Genomic DNA, 18,438 nt, shown 5'->3' on the forward strand with positions numbered 1-18,438 from the left:
TTTATCCACTCTTTAATTCGAGAATATAGACTTACGCAACATCGAAACGTTGAATGGCTACATGCTTGCTTGGATGGCAGTGATAGCAGCAACGCCAACAATGTCATCGGTGCAGCAACCGCGCGACAGATCGTTTACAGGTGCAGCTAGACCTTGTGTGATCGGGCCATATGCCTCAGATTTCGCAAGCCTTTGTACAAGCTTGTAGCCAATGTTTCCTGCATCAAGGTCGGGGAATATTAAAACATTTGCTTTTCCTGCAACTTCAGAACCAGGGAATTTTGACTCTGCAACTTCTTTAATGAGTGCTGTGTCAAGCTGCATCTCGCCATCAATTTTTAACTCTGGCATTTGTTCTTTTGCAAGTTGAGTTGCGACAACAACTTTTTGAGCATCTGAGTTTTTGGCGCTTCCCAATGATGAGTGCGACAACATAGCGACTCGTGCTTCTTGGTTCGTGAAAGTCTCAAACGACTTTGCCGATTGAACTGCAATGTTTGAAAGTTCTTCCTGATCGGGATTAACATTTAAGCCACAGTCAGAAAAAACAAACGTGCCATTGTGTCCAAATTCACACTCGGGAACACACATGATAAAAAATGCAGAAACCAAACGTGAATCAGGAGCAGTTTTGATGATTTGCAGCGCAGGACGCAAAACATCTCCTGTTGCATGAGTGGCTCCTGCGACAACACCATCAACTTTTTGATCTTTTAGAAGCATCATTCCAAGATATAGAGGGTCTTCTATTAGTTCTGCAGCTTGCTGTTCTGTCATTCCTCTTTTTTTTCTGAGTTCAAACAGTTTTTGTACCAAGCCTGGTTTTAATTGATTTATTTCATTCGGAGTTTCTTCACCAAGAATAACAACGTTGGCAATTCCTTTTTCTTCAATGATTTTTGCAGCAGCTTTGACGCGAGGGTCATCGCCTTCAGGAAGGCAAATTGTTTTATTTAGTTTTCTTGCACGGTCAATTATGAGGTCAATAAAAGATGACATACAGTTGTAAACTCCTAAAAAGCCAGTGTATGAACGGTAAACGTCACTAACGCACTTAGTTTATAACAAGTATAATGAATATGTTTGAAACTGCACATTTTTTTAGGTAAGGAGTAATGGCGTGACCATAAATTACGTTGATTATTGCAGCTTGAATATCAGCGACTTCGACACTGTGGTTGTTGGAAGTGGCTTTGCTGGAAGCGTTTGCGCGAGAGAACTTGCAGAGCGTGGAAATAAAAAAGTTCTAATTCTTGAGAAGCGTCCACACATTGGTGGAAATATGTATGATGAATTCGATGAATTTGGTGTATTAGTTCATCGCTATGGCCCACACATTTTCCACTCAAATGACAAACGCGCATATGACTACATTTGCAGATTTGTTGAAATGAGCAACTACCAGCATGAGGTGCTTGCAAATGTACATGGCACCTACATGCCTGTCCCTTTTAACAAAAATTCAATGAAACTTGCCTTTGGCGAGGAAAAAGCGGATCACCTAACGAAAAAATTGATTGATAAATTTGGGGACGAGCGAAAAGTTACAATTACAGAATTGCGTGCTCAGGATGACCCTGAATTAGCAGAAATTGCAGACTATGTCTATAACAACGTTTTTTTATATTACACACAAAAGCAGTGGGGCCTAACTCCTGATGAAGTTGACCCAAGTGTCGTCGCTCGAGTGCCTGTGTTCATTTCAACAGACAATCGTTATTTTCAAGACAAATATCAAGGAATGCCTCAGCCTTCCTACACTGCTTGTTTTGAAAGCATGCTTGACCATGAAAACATTACCATTTGCCTTAACACCGATGCTGCTTCAATGCTTGAGTTGGACTTTGATGGGAGCGGAGAGGATGCGCTCGTTTCATCTATTAAATTAAAAGACGAAGAAGTAAAAGGCGACATTATATACACTGGACCACTTGATGAGTTGTTTATTGCAAAATTCGGACGTCTTCCCTATCGAACACTTGACTTCGTTTATGAAACATATGATGAAGAAAAAGTGCTTCCTTGTGCAACTGTCAACTACACAGTTTCAGAAGATTACACACGCATCACTGAATTTAAGCAACTAACAGGTCAAGTTTGTAAAAATACCACAATCATGAAGGAATATTCAAAGGCATACACCGACCCAACATGTGAAATTCCATATTACGCAATTCTTAACGATGAAAACAATGCTCACTATGAGCGTTATCGCTCTTTAATGAAAAATATGACGAATTTCCATCCATTGGGCCGTCTTGCTGAATACAAGTATTACAACATGGATAAAATAATTTCTTTGGCACTTGATTTGTCAGATGAGCTTTTAAAATAATTTTTTGTTTTTAATTTATATGGGTGAACTATGTCAAAAAACGAAATAACTATATCTTTTGCTGTACCATGCTATAACTCAGCTGAATATATGGACAATTGCATAATGTCGCTTTTATCTGTTGGAGAAGACATTGAAGTGATTATCGTTGATGATGGCTCAACAAAAGATAACACCGCTGACATAGCACGCAAATGGGTTAATCATTTCCCAGATCGTGTAAAAGCAATTATCAAAGAAAATGGCGGGCATGGTTCTGCTGTAAATGCTGGTCTTGCTGCATCTAGTGGAGCCTACTACAAACCAGTAGACTCAGATGACTGGGTTGATGTGCACGAGATGAAAAAAGTGCTGCATTTCCTTCGTGAACAGGCAGCGCTTGAAAAAGAAGAAGACAGATGTGATCTCGTGATTGCTAACTACATTTATGACAAAGTTCATGAAGACAAGCAGACTGTCATGAAATACAAAAACGTTTTTCCTCAAAACATTATTTTTGGCTGGGAAGAAGTTGGCACATTTAAGCCATCTCAATATCTATTGATGCATTCTGTTTATTACAGAACAAATCTTTTAAAAGACATAAATTTGACGCTGCCAGAACACTGCTTTTATGTCGACAACATCTATGTGTATGTGCCATTGCCACATGTTAAAACGATGTTCTACATTGATGCTGATGTTTATCATTATTTCATTGGACGCGAAGACCAATCAGTAAATGAATCTGTCATGATGAATCGAATTGACCAACAGTTAAAAGTCACTCGCACAATGATTGACTCAGTGGATGTCATGAACACTCACCCACGACGTTTGCGGAAATATCTTGAAGGTTATTTGTCAATGATGATGTGCATTTGTTCTGTATTTTTACGAATGCGCAACGGTGATGAAGACAACAAAAAACTCGAAGAAACTTGGAACTATCTCAAGAATAAAGATAGTGCTCTCTACGTGCGCGTCCGCAGCAGCGTTTTAAACATTACAACCAACCTGCCAACTAACGCAGGCAGAAAAGCAGGGCTTTCAGGCTACAAACTCGCACAAAAGCTTTTCAATTTCAATTAACAACATTTACGGATATAGGGCTTAGAGTTGGCCCTATCTCTTCAAAAGTTCACACTAAAAAAGGACCCGCAGTAAAATGCAGGTCCTTTTTTTAAGTCAACAATTGATTAAGCTAAACTATTTAACGAGATCGTAGGTGTCTTTTGCAATCATAAACTCTTCGTCTGTTGGGATTACGAGAATCTTTACCTTAGAGTCATCTGCAGAAATAACGCGGTCGCCGCCAAAAGTGTTGTTCTTTTCTGGGTCGAGCTTAATTCCAAGTCCCTCAAGGCCTTCGAAGACCATCTTTCTCATGCGAACATCGTTTTCTCCAACACCTGCGGTGCAAGTGATAACATCAACGCCGCCCATTGCAAATGTGTACATACCGATGTATTTCTTAATGATTGAAGATGCCATCTCATATGCAAGTTTTGCACGGTCATTGCCTTCATCGGCTGCTTTTGCAACATCACGTAAATCAGAAGAAACGCCACTGATTCCGAGGAATCCAGATTTTTTGTTGAGAACAGTATCCATCTCTTGTGGAGTTAATCCTTCCTTCTCTTCGAGGAAAGTGACAATAGAAGGGTCAATCGCGCCGCAGCGTGTTCCCATCATGAGACCATCAAGAGGTGTGAGACCCATTGAAGTGTCGATTGCAACTCCGCCCTTAACAGCGCTGCAAGATGCACCGTTGCCAATGTGGCATGTAACGATGTTGAGGTTCTTGATGTCCTCTCCAAGGAATTCAGCTGTTCTTTGAGCAACATAGCGGTGAGATGTGCCGTGGAATCCATATTTTCTTACTGCATATTTCTCATAGTACTCATATGGAATTGGGTACATGTAGGCTGAAGCTGGAAGTGTGTTGAAGAATGAAGTGTCAAATACTGCGACCATTGGTTTGCCAGGCATGAGTTTTTTGCATGCTTCAATTCCAATGAGGCCAGCACCATTGTGAAGTGGAGCAAGGCTCTTGAGTTCTTCTACGCGAGCAATGAGCTCATCATCGATGATTGCGCTTTGACCGTAGTATTTACCGCCATGAACAATTCTGTGTCCAACTGCACCAATTTCGTCGAGAGATTTTATAGGAGCACCTTTGCCGTTAACAAGAGAATCCAAAACGAGCTTGAGTGCTTCTGAGTGGTCGTTCATAACAGGGTTTGAAGTGACCTTCTCATCGATGCCATATGAGAAAATTCCCTCTCCAAGGCCAATCTTCTCGCAAAGACCTTTTGCAAGGACTTCATGAGATTCAACATCGATTAATTGGAACTTCATTGAAGAAGAACCAGCGTTAACAACTAAAATCTTCATTAAATTTTGCCTTTCTTGATTTTTAATTAAACAACGACGCTAATATTTTAACAACTTTGCAACTAGCGTGCGTCTATTTTCCCATGTTTTGTTTTAGCGGAGATCCAGTGTCCATCTGAGCACCGCCCATCACATGGAAATGAACATGGTTTACGGCCTGGCAGCCGTGTTTTCCTGTGTTTACACAAACTCTGAACCCATCTTCTTTGATTCCTTTAATTTCTGCGACCTTTTGAACGCCATGGATGATTGCTGCGCTCACATCAGCAGGGAGATCGTCGGCGATGTTGTCGTAGTGATTCTTTGGAACAACAAGTGTGTGCACAGGCATCATAGGGTTAATGTCGTCAAAGGCATAAACCATGTCGTCTTCGTAAACCTTTGTTGAAGGCACTTCACCTGCGATAATTTTACAGAACAGGCAATCATCTTTCTTTTTCATGACATCTCCTTATGTCCATAAACGATTTACGCGTGAGATACAGAGCTATTGTCGAGACTGTCGGTGTCTCTGTCAATTTCCCCCGCTATTTTATTAATGATAACCTCTGAATCATCTAGTTTTGCCTGCAATTGGGCTAATATTTTGACTCCTTTAGAATATTCATTCAGGCTGTCTTCGAGCTCAAGTTCGCCTGACTCTAATTTTTGAATTATGTATTCAAGTTCAGAATAAAGAACTGAGAACTTTTCATTATCTTTAGTTTTGGATGATGTTGCCATTATTCTCCTTTTGATTAGAGTCAAACAGTGAATTTGAAGAGATGCCTTTTACTTCACAATTAAGGCTTCCGTCAATTAGTTCTATGTTGACAAGACTTCCTAAAATAACGTCAGAAACATGACTCACGACGTTTCCATCTTCATCAAAAACGCAAGAATATCCTCGTGAAAATGCTGACAATGGTGATAAATCGTCAAGTCTTTTAGCAGCACTTTTAACCCTCACTTCAAATGATTTATGAGAGTTGTTCACAGCTAACATGAGTCGATTCAAATCGTTGTCAAATCGAATTCTGTGATGTTCAAGGACCCTTGTTGGAGACAGTGAAGTAAGTCTCAACTTTAATTCGTTTTGAATTCTAATTTGCTCATTGATAGACTTCGTAATTAGCGATTGTAAACGCTCTCTTGTTGGATTTATTTTTGCTTTTAAATCAAAAAGACCTTCTGTAATTTTTTCTGCTGCGGCCGTTGGAGTTGCCGCACTGTAATCACTAACAAGATCACTGATAGTGTTGTCAGGTCGATGGCCAATTCCTGTTATGACAGGCGTTTTCACCGAATAAATCGTTCTAGCTAAAGCTTCCTCATTAAAAGGCATCATGTCTTCAAATGAACCCCCGCCACGAACGAGCAGAATTGCGTCAAGTTCGCAGGCGTCAAGCGCCTCTAAAGCTTTTATCATCTCATAAGCTGCCTTCGCACCTTCAATTGGAACACCATAAAAGTTAATTTCAATGCAGTTACATCGACGCTTAATTGTCGAAATTACATCATGAATAACAGCTCCGCTTCCTGAAGTTATAACTCCAATTCTTTCAGGATATTGCGGAATAGGCAATTTGTGTTCCTCTTCAAAAATGCCTTCTTCCTGCATTTTTTTTATTAGGTTTGCAACTTTTAATCTAAGAGTACCCTCTCCTGCTGGCTCAATGTTATAAACATCGAAAGTTAAATTTCCCTTTTTTGGATAGATAGAAAATCTGCCAGTTAGATTAACAAGCATTCCTTCTTCTAAATTTAGATCAAGCGATGAATATCTGTTTTTCCAAATCAAGCATGATAGAGAAGCTTTGTCATCATCGTCTTTTATCGTGAAATATACAGCAGAATATCTTGGCGACATTGACATGCTGCTAATTTCACCTTGAACGCACAGAACAAAATGATCTAGAGCATCCTGGGCAATCGATATAGCTTGCTTTACCGACAGAACATCATTTTCAAATTGAAACATGTCTGTGAGCCCTTGACTAGCGATCAGCCTGCATATATATCCAAATTAGCTGAATGATAGCTGTTAGTGCTGCAACGACATATGTTAACGCACACGCTGTGAGCAATTTCTTTGAACAACTCAGTTCGTTTGATGACATTCCAAGCGATTTTGCATAGCTCAGAGCGCGTGATGAAGCGTTAAATTCAACAGGCAGAGTTACTACTTGAAAGAGCACGACAAATGCATAAATCAAGCATGCAAGCATTGTTAAACCTGAAAGTTGAGCTGAAACACCAATTAAAAATATAAAAATCCAAGCGTTTGAGCAGAAGTTAACAGTTCCTGCCATCGATGAGCGAATAAAAAGCGGCCTGTAGTTTGTTGCATATTGAAGGGCGTGACCTGCCTCATGATAGGCTGTGGCAGTGGCGGTTAGCGATCTTGAATTAAAGTTGCTTGGAGATAGCGCAATTGTGTTTGTGCGAGGATCAAAATGATCCATGCCTTCTCTGCCTTGTACAACCGACACGTTGTTTACGCCGTTGTCAAAAAGCATTTTTAATGCCGCTTCTCTTCCAGTTAATCCAGTTGAGACTCCAATTCTCCTATATTTTTTCATTCTGCCGTTGACCATGCCCGAAACTGCCATGCCCAAAACTAGCGAGAGAATGACGATTAAGTAATAACTATACATTTTGCCTTCCTATAGGGTTTCCTATAACTTTAAAAACGATGTTACCAGCGTTAAATAGATATTGAGAGGTAATAATTGTATTTAGACTAAATGTTGTATTCTGAGTGCACCATTGCTGCAAGTTATGCCAATTTTGCCATCTAACAAATCAAGAAGCTCATTTCCCACAATCTCTTTTCGCCAGCCTTTAAGAAGTTTTGAATGTTTCTTATGCCCTCGTGCGAGGTCGGTTAGTTCGTGGTTGTTACCAATGATTGTTGGGCAAACAGAGTTTTGTGTAGCCCTAAGTTTCACCAAAGCATTCATGAGATAGACAATGTCTTCTACATTTCCTTCAGCAGAATTTGGCTCTTCTAAATGAGGATAGTTTTCTACGTCACAAGATCTTCCAAGCTTTAAAACAGCGATAACTTCCCTTGCCTCGTTGGTGTTAAGCGCATTTTGGACACCTCTCACGTTAAAAAGGGCATCGATTGACTTTGGATCCCGCTTGCAAATCTCAGTAATTTGTTCATCAGTCAACACCCATTTTCGCGGAAGATTTAAATGCTGTGCTTTCTCTTCCCTCCAAGCTGCAAGTTCTCTTGCAAGGGCAAGTTGCTTTGGTTTTAACTTGTTTACATGCTTTAAATGCACGAACCGTTCTCGTGGGTCAATCTCGAAACGATCCTGGCGACAGAGTTCATGAAATTCATCATCAAGCCAGTGCTCGCGTCCTAATTCCTTCATCCTTTTAATTTGGTGTTTGTAAAGCGCAGGCAAATATAAAACATCTTCTGCTGCATATTTAAGTTGGCTTTCAGACAAAGGACGTCTGTTCCAGTCGGTAAACCCTTCAGTTTTTTCAATCGTGATGTCAAGCGATTTTTTTAATAGATTAGCAAGCCCTGGTTGATTAGTTCCTTCCGTGATTGACGCAGCAATTTGTGTGTCAAAAATCGGATGAGGAACCACGTCGGTTTCAAAATATAGAATTTCTAAATCCTGACATGACGCATGGAACACTTTTAAAACATTTTCTGCATCGAACAGGGGTGCAAGTGTTTTGACGCTTTTAAAGCAAAACGGGTCATAAAGATAGGTTTCATCTTCAACTTGAAATTGAATTAAGCTGAGCTGCGGATAATATGTTTTTTCACGCATAAATTCAGTGTCAACACACACGAATTTAGCCCGCAATGCAACTTTTAGAAAGTTATTTAGTTTTTCGTTTGAATCAATGTAGACCAATATAAATCCTAATTTCTTATGCCATTATAATTATGATAACAAAGGAGATGTGCAATATGAAACTGCTTGTAATCAACAACCAAGACTCTGGACTTTCTAATAAGTCAGTTTTTTCATATATGCGCCAAGTGTCACAGTTTGCCGATGAGATTACTGTGCGGTCTTGCTGTAGAAGCTGGGATCCTTCTGCTTTTTTGTATGATGCCGACGAATTTGATGCAGTAATTTGTGCTGGCGGTGACGGCACTTTCGCAGCACTATCTCACATGATGGCCTACACTGGAATTCCAATTCTTCCCTATCCTGCAGGAACTGCAAACTTGATGGCTTTAAACCTGTTTTTGCCAACCGACGATCCTGCTTTGGCAAAAATTACATATCAAATGAAAACTCTAGATTTTGACTTAGGTGAGTTAACTCTCAGCAATGGTACAAAAAAAGGCTTCGCAATAATGGCAGGTGCTGGCTACGATGCAACTATTATGCAGGAAGCTATTCCTGGAAAAAAGATTTTGGGCCCGCTTTCATATGCAACTGCTGCCCTGACCAACTTTGCTCCTCAGCATGCTGACATTATGTTAAACGTAGACGGTAAAGAAATTACCACGTCAGGTGTTGGTGTTTTACTAATCAATTTTTCGCGTATACAATTTGACCTTTCGGTTGTTCATGACAACAATCCTGTTGATGGAATGTTTGACGTTGTTGTGTTTAACACTTCCGATGCTATTGGGCTGATTCCTGCTCTTTGGGCTGCCATACTTGATAAATCGGGCGATTTTCCTTCTCGCTCAGGTGCTTTTCAGGTCTTTAGCGGAAAGCATGTTGAAGTAGTAACTGACCCTCCTTTACAAATACAATTCGATGGTGAACCTTCAAAACTAACAACTCCATTTTCTGCTGATATTTTGCCAAAAGCAGCAAGAATTATCGTCGGGTCTGACGCAATAAAGAATTTTTCCGAATATTAGGATTTTGTCTATACTGCTCTGATGTTGATAATTTCTCTTTTTGCATCTCATTTATATTTACACCATCATCTCAGAGCTCGTTAGTTCGTTTAATGCTCTAACTTTTTTTGACTTCTGTGGATTTGACATCTTTTGGACTTCGTTCAAACTCTCGTTTTTAACAACTTTTTAATCAAAAAAATAATTATCTTGCTCAGAATAAAAGATAGCTTCAGACACAATTTTTGTCCGAGTAGGAAAGATAAAATTAATGGTTTTTTGCACCTCAAAAATGCCTGTTTATGCGCTTAAAATTGTGTTATCTAACACAATTTTGTCTGAAATTTTTTCGTTTTAAGGATGGATAGAAGGAGCGAAAAGTGATCTGGGCGAGCAGAGTTTCGCGAAAACACGAGGGGGAAAGACTATATAACGTGTCATACTCTCAACGAAGCGATAATTCTTCTGAGAATTCAGATTTGCCCGAACGGAAATGTAGCTGACCTTTGCGTCGCGAAAATTATGAAGGGTTCAAGCAAAGCGTTATAACCACTTCAGGCTTGATATAAGGAGAGAAAAGCAATCTAAAACGAGTAAGATTTTCGTGAAAACGTGAGGAGCTGTGCTTGTGCATTGCCCAATCGTTTGTGTCAAAAAAATGACGTTCAGATTGATTTGCAGCGTCTGGAACTTCCGTTTTTTGTTAAAAAACGGAACAATTTTGGAGGCGACGTCCGGATTCGAACCGGAGATGAAGGCTTTGCAGGCCTCTGCCTTACCACTTGGCCACGTCGCCATTTAAGAAAACAGCCAGCTCAAATTGATGAACTGGCTGGTTTGTTAAAAATGGAGCGGACAACGGGGTTCGAACCCGCGACCCCCACCTTGGCAAGGTGGTGCTCTACCAGCTGAGCCATGTCCGCAAAGTGCTTGAGCCATCCCCAAGCGCGTTAATTATTCTACAACATAACTTTCACTAAAGTGTCGCAAAAACTAAAAATAATTTAAAAATTTTTAAGCCTGCTTCTTGTGGTAAACGAACCAGTATGCAAGGCCAACAAGAATAGCGCCACCAACAATGTTTCCAGGAATGCTAGCAGAGAGATTGTAGAGAATGCCTGTGATGTCTACTTTTGAAGGGTCTGCAACCATTCCCATTGGGAGGAAGAACATGTTTGCAACGCAGTGCTCAAAGCCGCATGCAACGAATGCTGAAATAGGAAGAATAATGCCGACAACTTTATCAACAATAGTTTTTCCAGCAAAGCCAATCCAAACAGCCAAACACACTAACATATTACAAAGAATGCCACGGAAGAAAATTTGAACCCATGGAAGGCCAATCTTTCCAGCAGCAACAGTTGCCATGTTTGCGCCAATCGTAGAATCGCCTGCTTTTATGCCTGCTATTCCAGCCATTGCTACGATAAACACGAGGAGCAACGAACCTACAAGGTTTCCAAGAATAACAATAATCCAATTCTTGAGTAGCCCACCCCAGGTAATCTTTTTGCTTGCAAGAGCCGCAACCATGAGAGAGTTGCCAGTGAAGAGTTCAGCACCACAGCAAATAACAAGAGCGAGTCCTAAGCAGAAGCAAATGCCACCAACAAGCTTCTTAACACCAAAAGTTAAAGTTGGATCTGCTGTGAACGTCAAAAAGAATGTTGCACCAAAACCAATAAACACACCAGCAGCCATTGCAAGAACGAAGCATTTTGCTGGTGAGAGTCCAACTTTACCGACTGCAACGGTTTCGCACTTTGCTTCGATTGCTGCAGGAGCCAAACAGTCAGACTTTACTCCTTCCAAATCCTTTACTTCAATTGCCATAATACCAATCTCCTTTCATTTGCTAAAATGACAAATTCCCTAGCTTAAAGGGGAAATTTCATCGAATCCCCTGTCGCCGTGTATAGCATAGTAAACTTGCATAACCGAATCTTTAACTTTTGGTGTGAGAGGTCCGAAAAACTCGGTATGTGCAGGTTGAATTCCAATAAAAATTAGGTTGTTGCAGGCGTTTTCTAATTGTGAAAGCAAATGGGTTATCGGCATTGAATGTGTAGTAAACAAAAAGCTTGTCTTAACATCTTCTTTTTTGATTTTTCTAATAGAACCTGGCTCTAGGCCCATGTCAGCAGCATCAATCATCAGAATCGTGTCTGGATGCATTCTGCGCAAATAACCTATTTCGTTTTCTGGGGTTTGATCGCCCTCAACTAACGTCCAACCATCGATTGGATTGTCGTTAAAGAGTTTTGCGAGATAGGGTCCCGCGGCATCGTCACCGCGAAGAACACTCCCAACTGTAAAAAGAACCCTCTCAGGGGTTTTTTTGGGAAGAATAATTTCATCAATTAAATTGTCATCTGTGTTGAGAAAGTCATCCATTATCTTGTTGTTACCCGTCTTGCAAGGCAATAGACTTGTGGTTCACATTTGATATCATTCATAAGTTTTATAAATGCAGCCCTAAATTCATCTATATTTCCAACTCTCACGTCTTTGTACCTGTCATCACTTGAAGGTTTTGAGAAAGAAAAGTCATCATCAAAACTAGCCTGCTCCATAGCCTCGACTAGCATGTTGGTGTCTTCTTTCATTATTTGAATCTCTCCAAATTTTTCGATTCTTGTGAGCTTAAATTTAGCATCACCTTCAGATAGAGAGTCACAAATTTTATCGAAAGTCGCTCTATCTAAAGCAAGTTTTGGTTCAAAACAGTCGATGACGCCAGTGTTGTGGCCCATTGAAAGTGTATAGTAAATCACATCCCTAGCTTCTTTAGGGATGTCCGTCTTATCTTCGACAAACTTTTTTCCTAAGAGATAAAAAACAACATCAGTTGCTGTTAGAGCGTCGGTAGTGTGAACTGCCGTGTCCCTAACAGCTTCTGCGTTTTGAGACCTAATGTTGTTAGTTAAAAGAGTCACTTTTATGCAACAATTTTTGACTGAAGAAGATTCTTTAAGTCGGTAAACACCTCAACTTTTCTAGGATCACTTTCACCAGCAATTAGTGCATCTGCTCGAGTCAAAGCATCACCATCACCTGAGGTTAGCGATTCCATAAATTCGTTTACGATTTGAGCGCCAGAATAATATCCACTCATTAAACGTGCTTCGCGCTCAAAAGCAACTCTAATTTTGTATGGAATGTCTGGGAAAGCTGGAGGGAATGCAAACCCAGTTTCTTGATGATGTGACTCATGAAGTTTTTGATCCAAAAGCCCAAGAGTAATTGCAAATCCATAAATAGTTTGTGCTGGAGTTGGAGGGCAACCGGGAATGTAAACATCAACTGGAATAATTTTGTCAGTACCTCCCCACACACAATAATTGTCGTGGAAAATACCGCCTGTGCATCCGCAGGCACCATAGGAGACAACTAGCTTTGGCTCTGGTGCAGCCTCATAAGCGCGAATTGCAGGTAATCTCATTGCACGCGTCATTGCGCCTGTGTAGACAAGAATGTCAGCATGACGTGGTGAAGGTGTGTTTTTAATGCCAAAGCGTTCTGCATCAAACACCGATGTGATTGTTGCAAAAATCTCAATTTCGCAGCCATTGCATCCACCGCAGTCAACACGATAAATATAAACTGATTTCTTAATGTCATTTAACAGTTTTGCTTTAGCTTCAGCTACCTTTTCATCTAACTCAATCTTTGTTGGCTGAAATTGAAGTGAAGGGAAGTTATCTTCAATCATTATCTGCCCCCTCTCGAAGCTCGTTTTGCTGCCTCAGCATCATTTCTTCTCCTGCAATCTTCGCACAGGTCACAAGCATCTATGCTTGCAGCAGTTTCTCCGCCTATTGCGAGAAGAATTTGTTTGCCATATTCAACTTCTTTTTCAGAAGCATAAGGTTTCCCACATTGAGCACACTTCTTAATAGGGTATGAGCAACTCTCTGTCAAGTCTGGCTTGCTCATTACAGCAAGTTCAAACTCGTTTTTGAGTTCAATTGCATCTACTGGGCAAACCTCATGGCACCTTCCGCAGAATATGCAACGACCATATGAAATGTCCCAAACTACGTTCTCACTGTTTTCGTCAAGCGACATTGTGATTGCATTTGGTGGGCAAGCGATTGCGCAAGCGCCACATGCAATACAAGCAGCTTCAACATGCTCAGGTTTACCACGGTAGCCGTCAGGCAAATCTAGCGGTGCTGCAGGATATTTTATCGTTGCGTCACCAGCATCGCTGATTTCTTTAAAAAGATTCAAAAAACCCATTATCTACACTCCCCCATCCTAGTCTTTCAATGGTGAATGTTTACGATTAGCAGCATAGTCTTCAAGCTGCTGCTTGCTAATCGTTTTTTCCTTATGTGTCTTAACGTCGCAAATTGTGACACGGTCAGTGCATGAATAGCAAGGATCCATTGACCCGATGATAACTGCAGCATCAGAAACTGTGTTTCCTTGCAATGCATAACGCAAAACTGGCCAGTTTGAATATGTTGCAGCTTTTGCTCTCCAACGATATACCTTTTGGTTGTCGCCAGTCATAGACCAGTGCATGTCTTCTCCACGAGGTGCTTCAGTAAAGCCCATTGCGAATTTACCTGGTTCATACTTGAAGTCTTGCGTAAGAATTGGACCACTTGGAAGACCGTTCACGAGCTGCTCAATCATTGTTATTGAGTCAAGGAACTCACCAATTCTAACTGTCGTTCTACCTAAGACGTCACATGAATCGGCTGAGTGCGCTTTAAGTCCCTCAATGTATTTATATCCAGAGAATGGATGATCAAAACGAACATCACGAGCAAAACCAGAGCCACGAACCATAGGGCCAACAGGACTAAAATCACGGCAAACTTTTCTGTCAAGATGGCCAACGCCTTTAGTTCTTGATTCAAAGTTTGGCGTTGTTGTCAACATGGAAACCAAACGTGTAACTTCTTCACGAAGCTCACCTACAAGTTTTAGCGTTGCTTTTCTGTGATCTTCAAGAATATCACGACGAACGCCACCAATGAGATTCATGCCATATGTCTTGCGAGCACCTGTGAGAAGCTGAGCCAAGTCCATAGCTTTCTCACGAACTCTGAAGAAGTGCATAAAACCTGTGTCAAAGCCACAATAGTGACAGACGAGACCAAGGTTGAGCAAGTGTGAGTGAAGTCTTTCAACTTCAAGGAAAATCGCTCTTAAATATTCTGCACGCTTTGGAATTTCGATTCCCATTGCATTTTCAATTGTTTGCACATATGCAACGCTGTGAGCAAAACCGCAAATTCCGCAAATTCTGTCTGACAAGAAAGGAATCTGATCATATGTCATGCGAGCTTCTGCAACCTTTTCCATGCCACGATGTGCATAGAACAAGCGGTAGTCGGCGTCAACAATGTTTTCGCCTTCGCAGAACAAGCGGAAGTGACCTGGTTCGTCTGATGTGATGTGTAAAGGACCCATTGGAATTTCTGTTGGATCTTCAACACCCGACTCGTCCAAAAACTCATAGTTTTCGACGTCAACGGCAGGTTCAGGACGATGGCGATAATCCATCGAGTCTTTTAACAGAGGATGAAGTCCGTCTGGCCAGTCGTCTGGCAAAACAAGGCGACGAGCGTCTGGAAGCCCAACTGCTTTTAGACCCATCATGTCGTATGCTTCGCGCTCTGACCAAACACAAGCTGGAACGCGTGGTGTCACCGATGGAAACTCGCGCGTGATTGGGTCGACTTTAGTGCGAACTGTCAGATAGCACTTGTCTTCCTCTTCCATGCTCATTAAATAGTAAAGACGGAAATAACCATTAAGGTGTCTTTCGTCGTTTACAACCATGTCTGGAATCCAGCCGCCGCGGTTGTAATACATAAACTCAACGCACTCAGGAAGTTTCTCAGTTGGAACATCAACTGTTACCTGGTCCTCAGTTTGCCAAGTGGCTTCCAGAACTGAACCTGGAATTGCCGCGGCCATTGCTTTAACGTGGCTCTCGCCACGACGCAACCCATTAGTTGAATTTGCCTCAGGCATCATCTCACCTCCGTTTTGAAGATTATTCATAATCTTCCTTAACTTCCCTGACCTTAGTCAACGTTTCTTCAAAACGTGTAACTTTAGACCTAGTCACATTAATGACCTCGGTGGCTTTCGCCTCTTTCTTCATCTTTTCTTTCTTCTCAGCAGCGCCACTGAATTCTGTGACTAATGAGAGAGCCTTTGTGGGGCACACCGCAACGCAGTGCGGCCCCAGTTCAGGATCATAGGCACAAAGATCGCATTTAACTGCACAAGTCGGAACGCCAATCTCCCACTTTAACATTGAGGATGTGCTCTCAGGCATGTTAGGGATGTTGTTGCAAATACCAGCGACCCCACCAATGCCAGTTCCAGATGGATGAATCGCTCCAAAAGGACAAACGCAAGCGCAAAGTTTGCAGCCAATGCAAGTCTGTTCATTTACTTTAATTCTGTCGCCCTCATGAGTAATTGCATTTACAGGACAGACAGCCAAGCAAGGTGCTCCCTCGCAGTGATGACATGTGATGGAAGCAGTTACATCCTTTGTAAAAACTACAGAAAGGCGTGGCTCTGCTTGCTCACCAACGCTCGCATGTCCAGCAGAACATGCAGCCTGGCAGGTCCCGCAGCCAATACACCTGTTGGTGTTTATCGATATGAATGAGTTCATTTAAGTCCTCTTTCTAAATCGGTTTGGATAATACTAATTACTCAGATTCCAAACAGAAATCTAACTATTTCACTCCCTGATATTGAGGAGCAGCTTCGTCGCGAAGTCTCTTCTTCAAGGATGTGTATTGTTCATCGAGGTATTTTTCAGCCCAGGTTTGGTCTTCAATAGCCTCAACTTGAACAGCACAATATTTGTCTTCAGGTGTATGTGAATTTGCGTCAACTTTATCCATTGTTAAGTCGTTACATTTTCCAATCCACCATTGATACGTCATGTAAACAGCTCCTGGCAAAACACGAGAATCTACGCTCGCACGTGTGATCACTTTTCCACGGCGTGAATAAATAAACATGAGCTGCTGGTCCTTGATGCCATATTTCTCGGCATCTTCAGGGCTGATTTGGCAAAAGCCTGGCTCATCAGCAAGACCAGCCAAAACTTTGCAGTTGCCAGTCATTGAACGACATGAATAGTGTCCAACCTCACGTACAGTTGTGAGAACAAGTGGGTATTCATCATCAACGGGCTCGGTTGGTGGCACCCAATCGCAACTTAAGAGCTGCGCTTTTCCAGAAGGCGTAGTGAATGCACCTCCAAGGAACAGGTCAGGAGAACCCTTATGCTCAATTGTTGGAATTGGCCATTGAGCATGTCCACAGCCTTGCATCTTTTCATATGTTGCACCATATGCTTTATCCCAAAGTGCACGACACTCTTGATCCCAAATCTCCTGAGTGTTGTTGTAGTGCATTGGGTAGCCCATTCTAGTTGACAGGTCTGCAATGATGTCCCAGTCGTGACGACATTCACCTTTTGGAGGAACAGCTGCACTGAAATATTGGAAAGTTCTGTCGCAAGCGGTGAAAACGCCCTCATGCTCTCCCCAACTCGTAGCTGGTAACAAAACATCAGCTTCTGCGGCAGTTTGAGTCATAAAGATGTCTTGAACGATGAAGATATCGAGCTCCTTCAAACGCTCTTTGTAAACTTGAGCATCTGGCTCTGTTTGCAGTGGATCTTCACCCATGATGTAGTAGGCATGAATCTTGCCTTCATGTATGAGCTCTGGAACGTCGGTTACTTTATAGCCAGGTTCTGGGTCAATTGATCCAGGCTCTAAGCCCCATGCTTTCTCAAACTTTTCACGAATTGCAGGGTCTGTAACCTTTTGATAACCAGGGAACATGTTAGGCAAAGCACCCATGTCGCATGCACCTTGAACATTGTTTTGTCCACGAACAGGTGCAACACCAGAATTTGGTTTTCCAATCTGGCCTGTAATGCAAGCAATTGCTGCACACATGCGAACTGCTTCAACGTTTTGGAGGTGTTGGCAAACGCCCATGCCCCAACAAAGAATAGAAGAAGGTTCAGCAGTCGCGTAAATTCTTGCTGCCTCGTGAACAGCTTCAGGATCGCAACCCGTGAGTTCTGCAGTGTTTTCAGGAGTGTATTTCTTAACTGTCTCCCACCATTCATCAAAGTGCTCTGTGTGTTCTTCGACGAATTTCTTGTCCATGAGTCCTTGAGTAACAATTGAGTTAGCAAATGCATTTAAGAATGCAATGTTTGTGCCAGCTTTAATTGGCAGATAGATATCAGCAATGCGTGATGTCTCAATAACTCTTGGGTCAGCAACAATAATCTTTGCACCCTTTTCTCTTGCGCGCAAAATTCTGCGAGCTACAAGTGGGTGTGATGTATTTGGATTGTATCCAAAAAGGAACAAGCATCCTGCGTCTTCCATACCTGGAACGCCGCAGCTCATTGATCCAGCACCGAGTGTCTCCATAAGACCGAAGACAGTTGGCCCGTGTCAAGTGCGAGCGCAATTATCTACATTGTTGTTCCCAATGCAAGCACGTGCAAATTTTTGCATCACAAGGTTCGATTCGTTACCTGTGCCACGGGAAGAGCCAGTAACATAAATCGATTTTGGACCATACTTTTTCTTGGCAGCCAAAAGCTTCTCAGCACAAAAATCAAGTGCCTCATCCCAGGTCACTCTTTGAAATGGCTTGCCACGCTCTGGGCGGATCATCGGGTAAAGGATACGAGGTGTCAAGATTCCGGTGTCATTAATGAAGTCGTATCCATGCCATCCTTTAAGACAAAGGAAACCTTCATTAGTCAGACCAGGGAGTGGTTCAGCGCCAACAACTTGGTCGCCTTCAACAAGGAGGTTGAATTTACATCCAGTGCCACAATAAGGGCAAACTACCATATGTTTTTCCATTGTATTCACTTCCTTTCTGT

General features: G+C 41.8%; 18 protein-coding genes and 2 tRNA genes. 3 read left to right on the forward strand and 17 right to left on the reverse strand.

Features of this window, described 5'->3' with window-relative positions; genetic code table 11:
• Positions 1–57: 57 nt before the first annotated feature.
• Positions 58–999, reverse strand: coding sequence for a phosphate acetyltransferase (pta, locus tag FXZ76_RS04585; protein ID WP_079536057.1), 942 nt, complete (start codon positions 997–999; stop codon positions 58–60).
• 121 nt (positions 1,000–1,120) lie between these two features.
• On the opposite strand from pta, the gene glf reads away from it, so the two are divergent.
• Positions 1,121–2,335, forward strand: coding sequence for a UDP-galactopyranose mutase (glf, locus tag FXZ76_RS04590; RefSeq protein WP_079536059.1), 1,215 nt, complete (start codon positions 1,121–1,123; stop codon positions 2,333–2,335).
• 30 nt (positions 2,336–2,365) lie between these two features.
• Positions 2,366–3,406: a glycosyltransferase gene (locus FXZ76_RS04595; RefSeq protein ID WP_079536061.1), complete on the forward strand. Its 1,041-nt coding sequence runs from the start codon at positions 2,366–2,368 to the stop codon at positions 3,404–3,406.
• 117 nt (positions 3,407–3,523) lie between these two features.
• On the opposite strand, the gene FXZ76_RS04600 is transcribed toward FXZ76_RS04595, so the two are convergent.
• The 6 genes from FXZ76_RS04600 to rnd form a co-directional block, all read right to left on the reverse strand.
• Positions 3,524–4,711: an acetate/propionate family kinase gene (locus FXZ76_RS04600; RefSeq protein ID WP_079536064.1), complete on the reverse strand. Its 1,188-nt coding sequence runs from the start codon at positions 4,709–4,711 to the stop codon at positions 3,524–3,526.
• 73 nt (positions 4,712–4,784) lie between these two features.
• Positions 4,785–5,153: a histidine triad nucleotide-binding protein gene (locus FXZ76_RS04605; protein ID WP_079536066.1), complete on the reverse strand. Its 369-nt coding sequence runs from the start codon at positions 5,151–5,153 to the stop codon at positions 4,785–4,787.
• A gap of 26 nt (positions 5,154–5,179) precedes the next feature.
• Positions 5,180–5,434, reverse strand: a complete 255-nt coding sequence (gene xseB, locus FXZ76_RS04610) for an exodeoxyribonuclease VII small subunit (RefSeq protein WP_079536068.1) — start codon at positions 5,432–5,434, stop codon at positions 5,180–5,182.
• Entirely contained in the window at positions 5,412–6,671 is a 1,260-nt protein-coding gene (gene xseA, locus FXZ76_RS04615; RefSeq protein ID WP_079536071.1) for an exodeoxyribonuclease VII large subunit, read from the reverse strand. Before xseA ends, xseB begins: the two co-directional genes overlap by 23 nt.
• A 16-nt stretch (positions 6,672–6,687) precedes the next feature.
• Positions 6,688–7,347 carry a zinc metallopeptidase gene (locus FXZ76_RS04620; RefSeq protein ID WP_079536074.1) on the reverse strand — a complete coding sequence of 220 codons (660 nt, stop codon included), beginning with the start codon at positions 7,345–7,347 and terminating at the stop codon, positions 6,688–6,690.
• A gap of 81 nt (positions 7,348–7,428) precedes the next feature.
• Positions 7,429–8,577, reverse strand: a complete 1,149-nt coding sequence (rnd, locus tag FXZ76_RS04625) for a ribonuclease D (RefSeq protein WP_157887298.1) — start codon at positions 8,575–8,577, stop codon at positions 7,429–7,431.
• 56 nt (positions 8,578–8,633) lie between these two features.
• Between rnd and FXZ76_RS04630 the strand changes: the two genes are divergently transcribed.
• A complete protein-coding gene (locus FXZ76_RS04630; protein ID WP_079536080.1) occupies positions 8,634–9,548 on the forward strand; it encodes a diacylglycerol/lipid kinase family protein in 915 nt (304 codons plus the stop codon).
• Between the two features lie 701 nt (positions 9,549–10,249).
• Here the strand turns inward: FXZ76_RS04630 and FXZ76_RS04635 are convergent.
• The 10 genes from FXZ76_RS04635 to fdhF all read right to left on the reverse strand — a co-directional run bounded on the left by FXZ76_RS04635 (position 10,250) and on the right by fdhF (position 18,418).
• Positions 10,250–10,323, reverse strand: a tRNA-Cys gene (locus FXZ76_RS04635).
• Between the two features lie 51 nt (positions 10,324–10,374).
• A tRNA-Gly gene (locus FXZ76_RS04640) sits at positions 10,375–10,450 on the reverse strand.
• Positions 10,451–10,541: 91 nt separating this feature from the next.
• Positions 10,542–11,360, reverse strand: coding sequence for a formate/nitrite transporter family protein (locus FXZ76_RS04645; protein ID WP_172618934.1), 819 nt, complete (start codon positions 11,358–11,360; stop codon positions 10,542–10,544).
• A 39-nt stretch (positions 11,361–11,399) separates the two neighbouring features.
• The gene (gene hycI / locus FXZ76_RS04650) at positions 11,400–11,921 is read right to left on the reverse strand and encodes a hydrogenase maturation peptidase HycI (RefSeq protein WP_079536082.1); all 522 of its coding nucleotides are present in this window, start codon (positions 11,919–11,921) and stop codon (positions 11,400–11,402) included.
• Positions 11,921–12,463 carry a formate hydrogenlyase maturation HycH family protein gene (locus FXZ76_RS04655; protein ID WP_157887299.1) on the reverse strand — a complete coding sequence of 181 codons (543 nt, stop codon included), beginning with the start codon at positions 12,461–12,463 and terminating at the stop codon, positions 11,921–11,923. The genes hycI and FXZ76_RS04655 overlap by 1 nt, the downstream gene beginning before the upstream one ends.
• Positions 12,464–12,465: 2 nt before the next feature.
• Positions 12,466–13,239, reverse strand: coding sequence for an NADH-quinone oxidoreductase subunit B family protein (locus FXZ76_RS06530; protein WP_079536087.1), 774 nt, complete (start codon positions 13,237–13,239; stop codon positions 12,466–12,468).
• Positions 13,239–13,769 carry a 4Fe-4S dicluster domain-containing protein gene (locus tag FXZ76_RS04665; protein WP_079536089.1) on the reverse strand — a complete coding sequence of 177 codons (531 nt, stop codon included), beginning with the start codon at positions 13,767–13,769 and terminating at the stop codon, positions 13,239–13,241. Before FXZ76_RS04665 ends, FXZ76_RS06530 begins: the two co-directional genes overlap by 1 nt.
• A gap of 18 nt (positions 13,770–13,787) precedes the next feature.
• Entirely contained in the window at positions 13,788–15,551 is a 1,764-nt protein-coding gene (locus tag FXZ76_RS04670) for a hydrogenase large subunit (protein ID WP_269457038.1), read from the reverse strand.
• Complete coding sequence (locus FXZ76_RS04675; protein WP_079536091.1) at positions 15,544–16,179, reverse strand: 4Fe-4S dicluster domain-containing protein; 636 nt, start codon at positions 16,177–16,179, stop codon at positions 15,544–15,546. The genes FXZ76_RS04670 and FXZ76_RS04675 overlap by 8 nt, the downstream gene beginning before the upstream one ends.
• Before the next feature lie 64 nt (positions 16,180–16,243).
• Positions 16,244–18,418, reverse strand: coding sequence for a formate dehydrogenase subunit alpha (fdhF, locus tag FXZ76_RS04680; protein WP_079536094.1), 2,175 nt, complete (start codon positions 18,416–18,418; stop codon positions 16,244–16,246).
• Between the last annotated feature and the right edge of the window lie 20 nt (positions 18,419–18,438).

The organism is Phoenicibacter congonensis (genome assembly GCF_902386915.1).
In the GTDB taxonomy this organism is placed as follows: Bacteria; Actinomycetota; Coriobacteriia; order Coriobacteriales; family Eggerthellaceae; genus Phoenicibacter; species Phoenicibacter congonensis.

Coding starts and splice junctions, on each gene's coding strand:
- FXZ76_RS04620 (WP_079536074.1), bottom strand. CDS start 7,347: ATGTATAGTTATTACTTAATCGTCATTCTCTCGCTAGTTTTGGGCATG.
- FXZ76_RS04600 (WP_079536064.1), bottom strand. CDS start 4,711: ATGAAGATTTTAGTTGTTAACGCTGGTTCTTCTTCAATGAAGTTCCAA.
- xseA (WP_079536071.1), bottom strand. CDS start 6,671: ATGTTTCAATTTGAAAATGATGTTCTGTCGGTAAAGCAAGCTATATCG.
- FXZ76_RS04645 (WP_172618934.1), bottom strand. CDS start 11,360: ATGGCAATTGAAGTAAAGGATTTGGAAGGAGTAAAGTCTGACTGTTTG.
- FXZ76_RS04670 (WP_269457038.1), bottom strand. CDS start 15,551: ATGAATAATCTTCAAAACGGAGGTGAGATGATGCCTGAGGCAAATTCA.
- FXZ76_RS04595 (WP_079536061.1), top strand. CDS start 2,366: ATGTCAAAAAACGAAATAACTATATCTTTTGCTGTACCATGCTATAAC.
- FXZ76_RS04605 (WP_079536066.1), bottom strand. CDS start 5,153: ATGAAAAAGAAAGATGATTGCCTGTTCTGTAAAATTATCGCAGGTGAA.
- FXZ76_RS04630 (WP_079536080.1), top strand. CDS start 8,634: ATGAAACTGCTTGTAATCAACAACCAAGACTCTGGACTTTCTAATAAG.
- xseB (WP_079536068.1), bottom strand. CDS start 5,434: ATGGCAACATCATCCAAAACTAAAGATAATGAAAAGTTCTCAGTTCTT.
- hycI (WP_079536082.1), bottom strand. CDS start 11,921: ATGGATGACTTTCTCAACACAGATGACAATTTAATTGATGAAATTATT.
- FXZ76_RS06530 (WP_079536087.1), bottom strand. CDS start 13,239: ATGATTGAAGATAACTTCCCTTCACTTCAATTTCAGCCAACAAAGATT.
- FXZ76_RS04665 (WP_079536089.1), bottom strand. CDS start 13,769: ATGGGTTTTTTGAATCTTTTTAAAGAAATCAGCGATGCTGGTGACGCA.
- FXZ76_RS04675 (WP_079536091.1), bottom strand. CDS start 16,179: ATGAACTCATTCATATCGATAAACACCAACAGGTGTATTGGCTGCGGG.
- pta (WP_079536057.1), bottom strand. CDS start 999: ATGTCATCTTTTATTGACCTCATAATTGACCGTGCAAGAAAACTAAAT.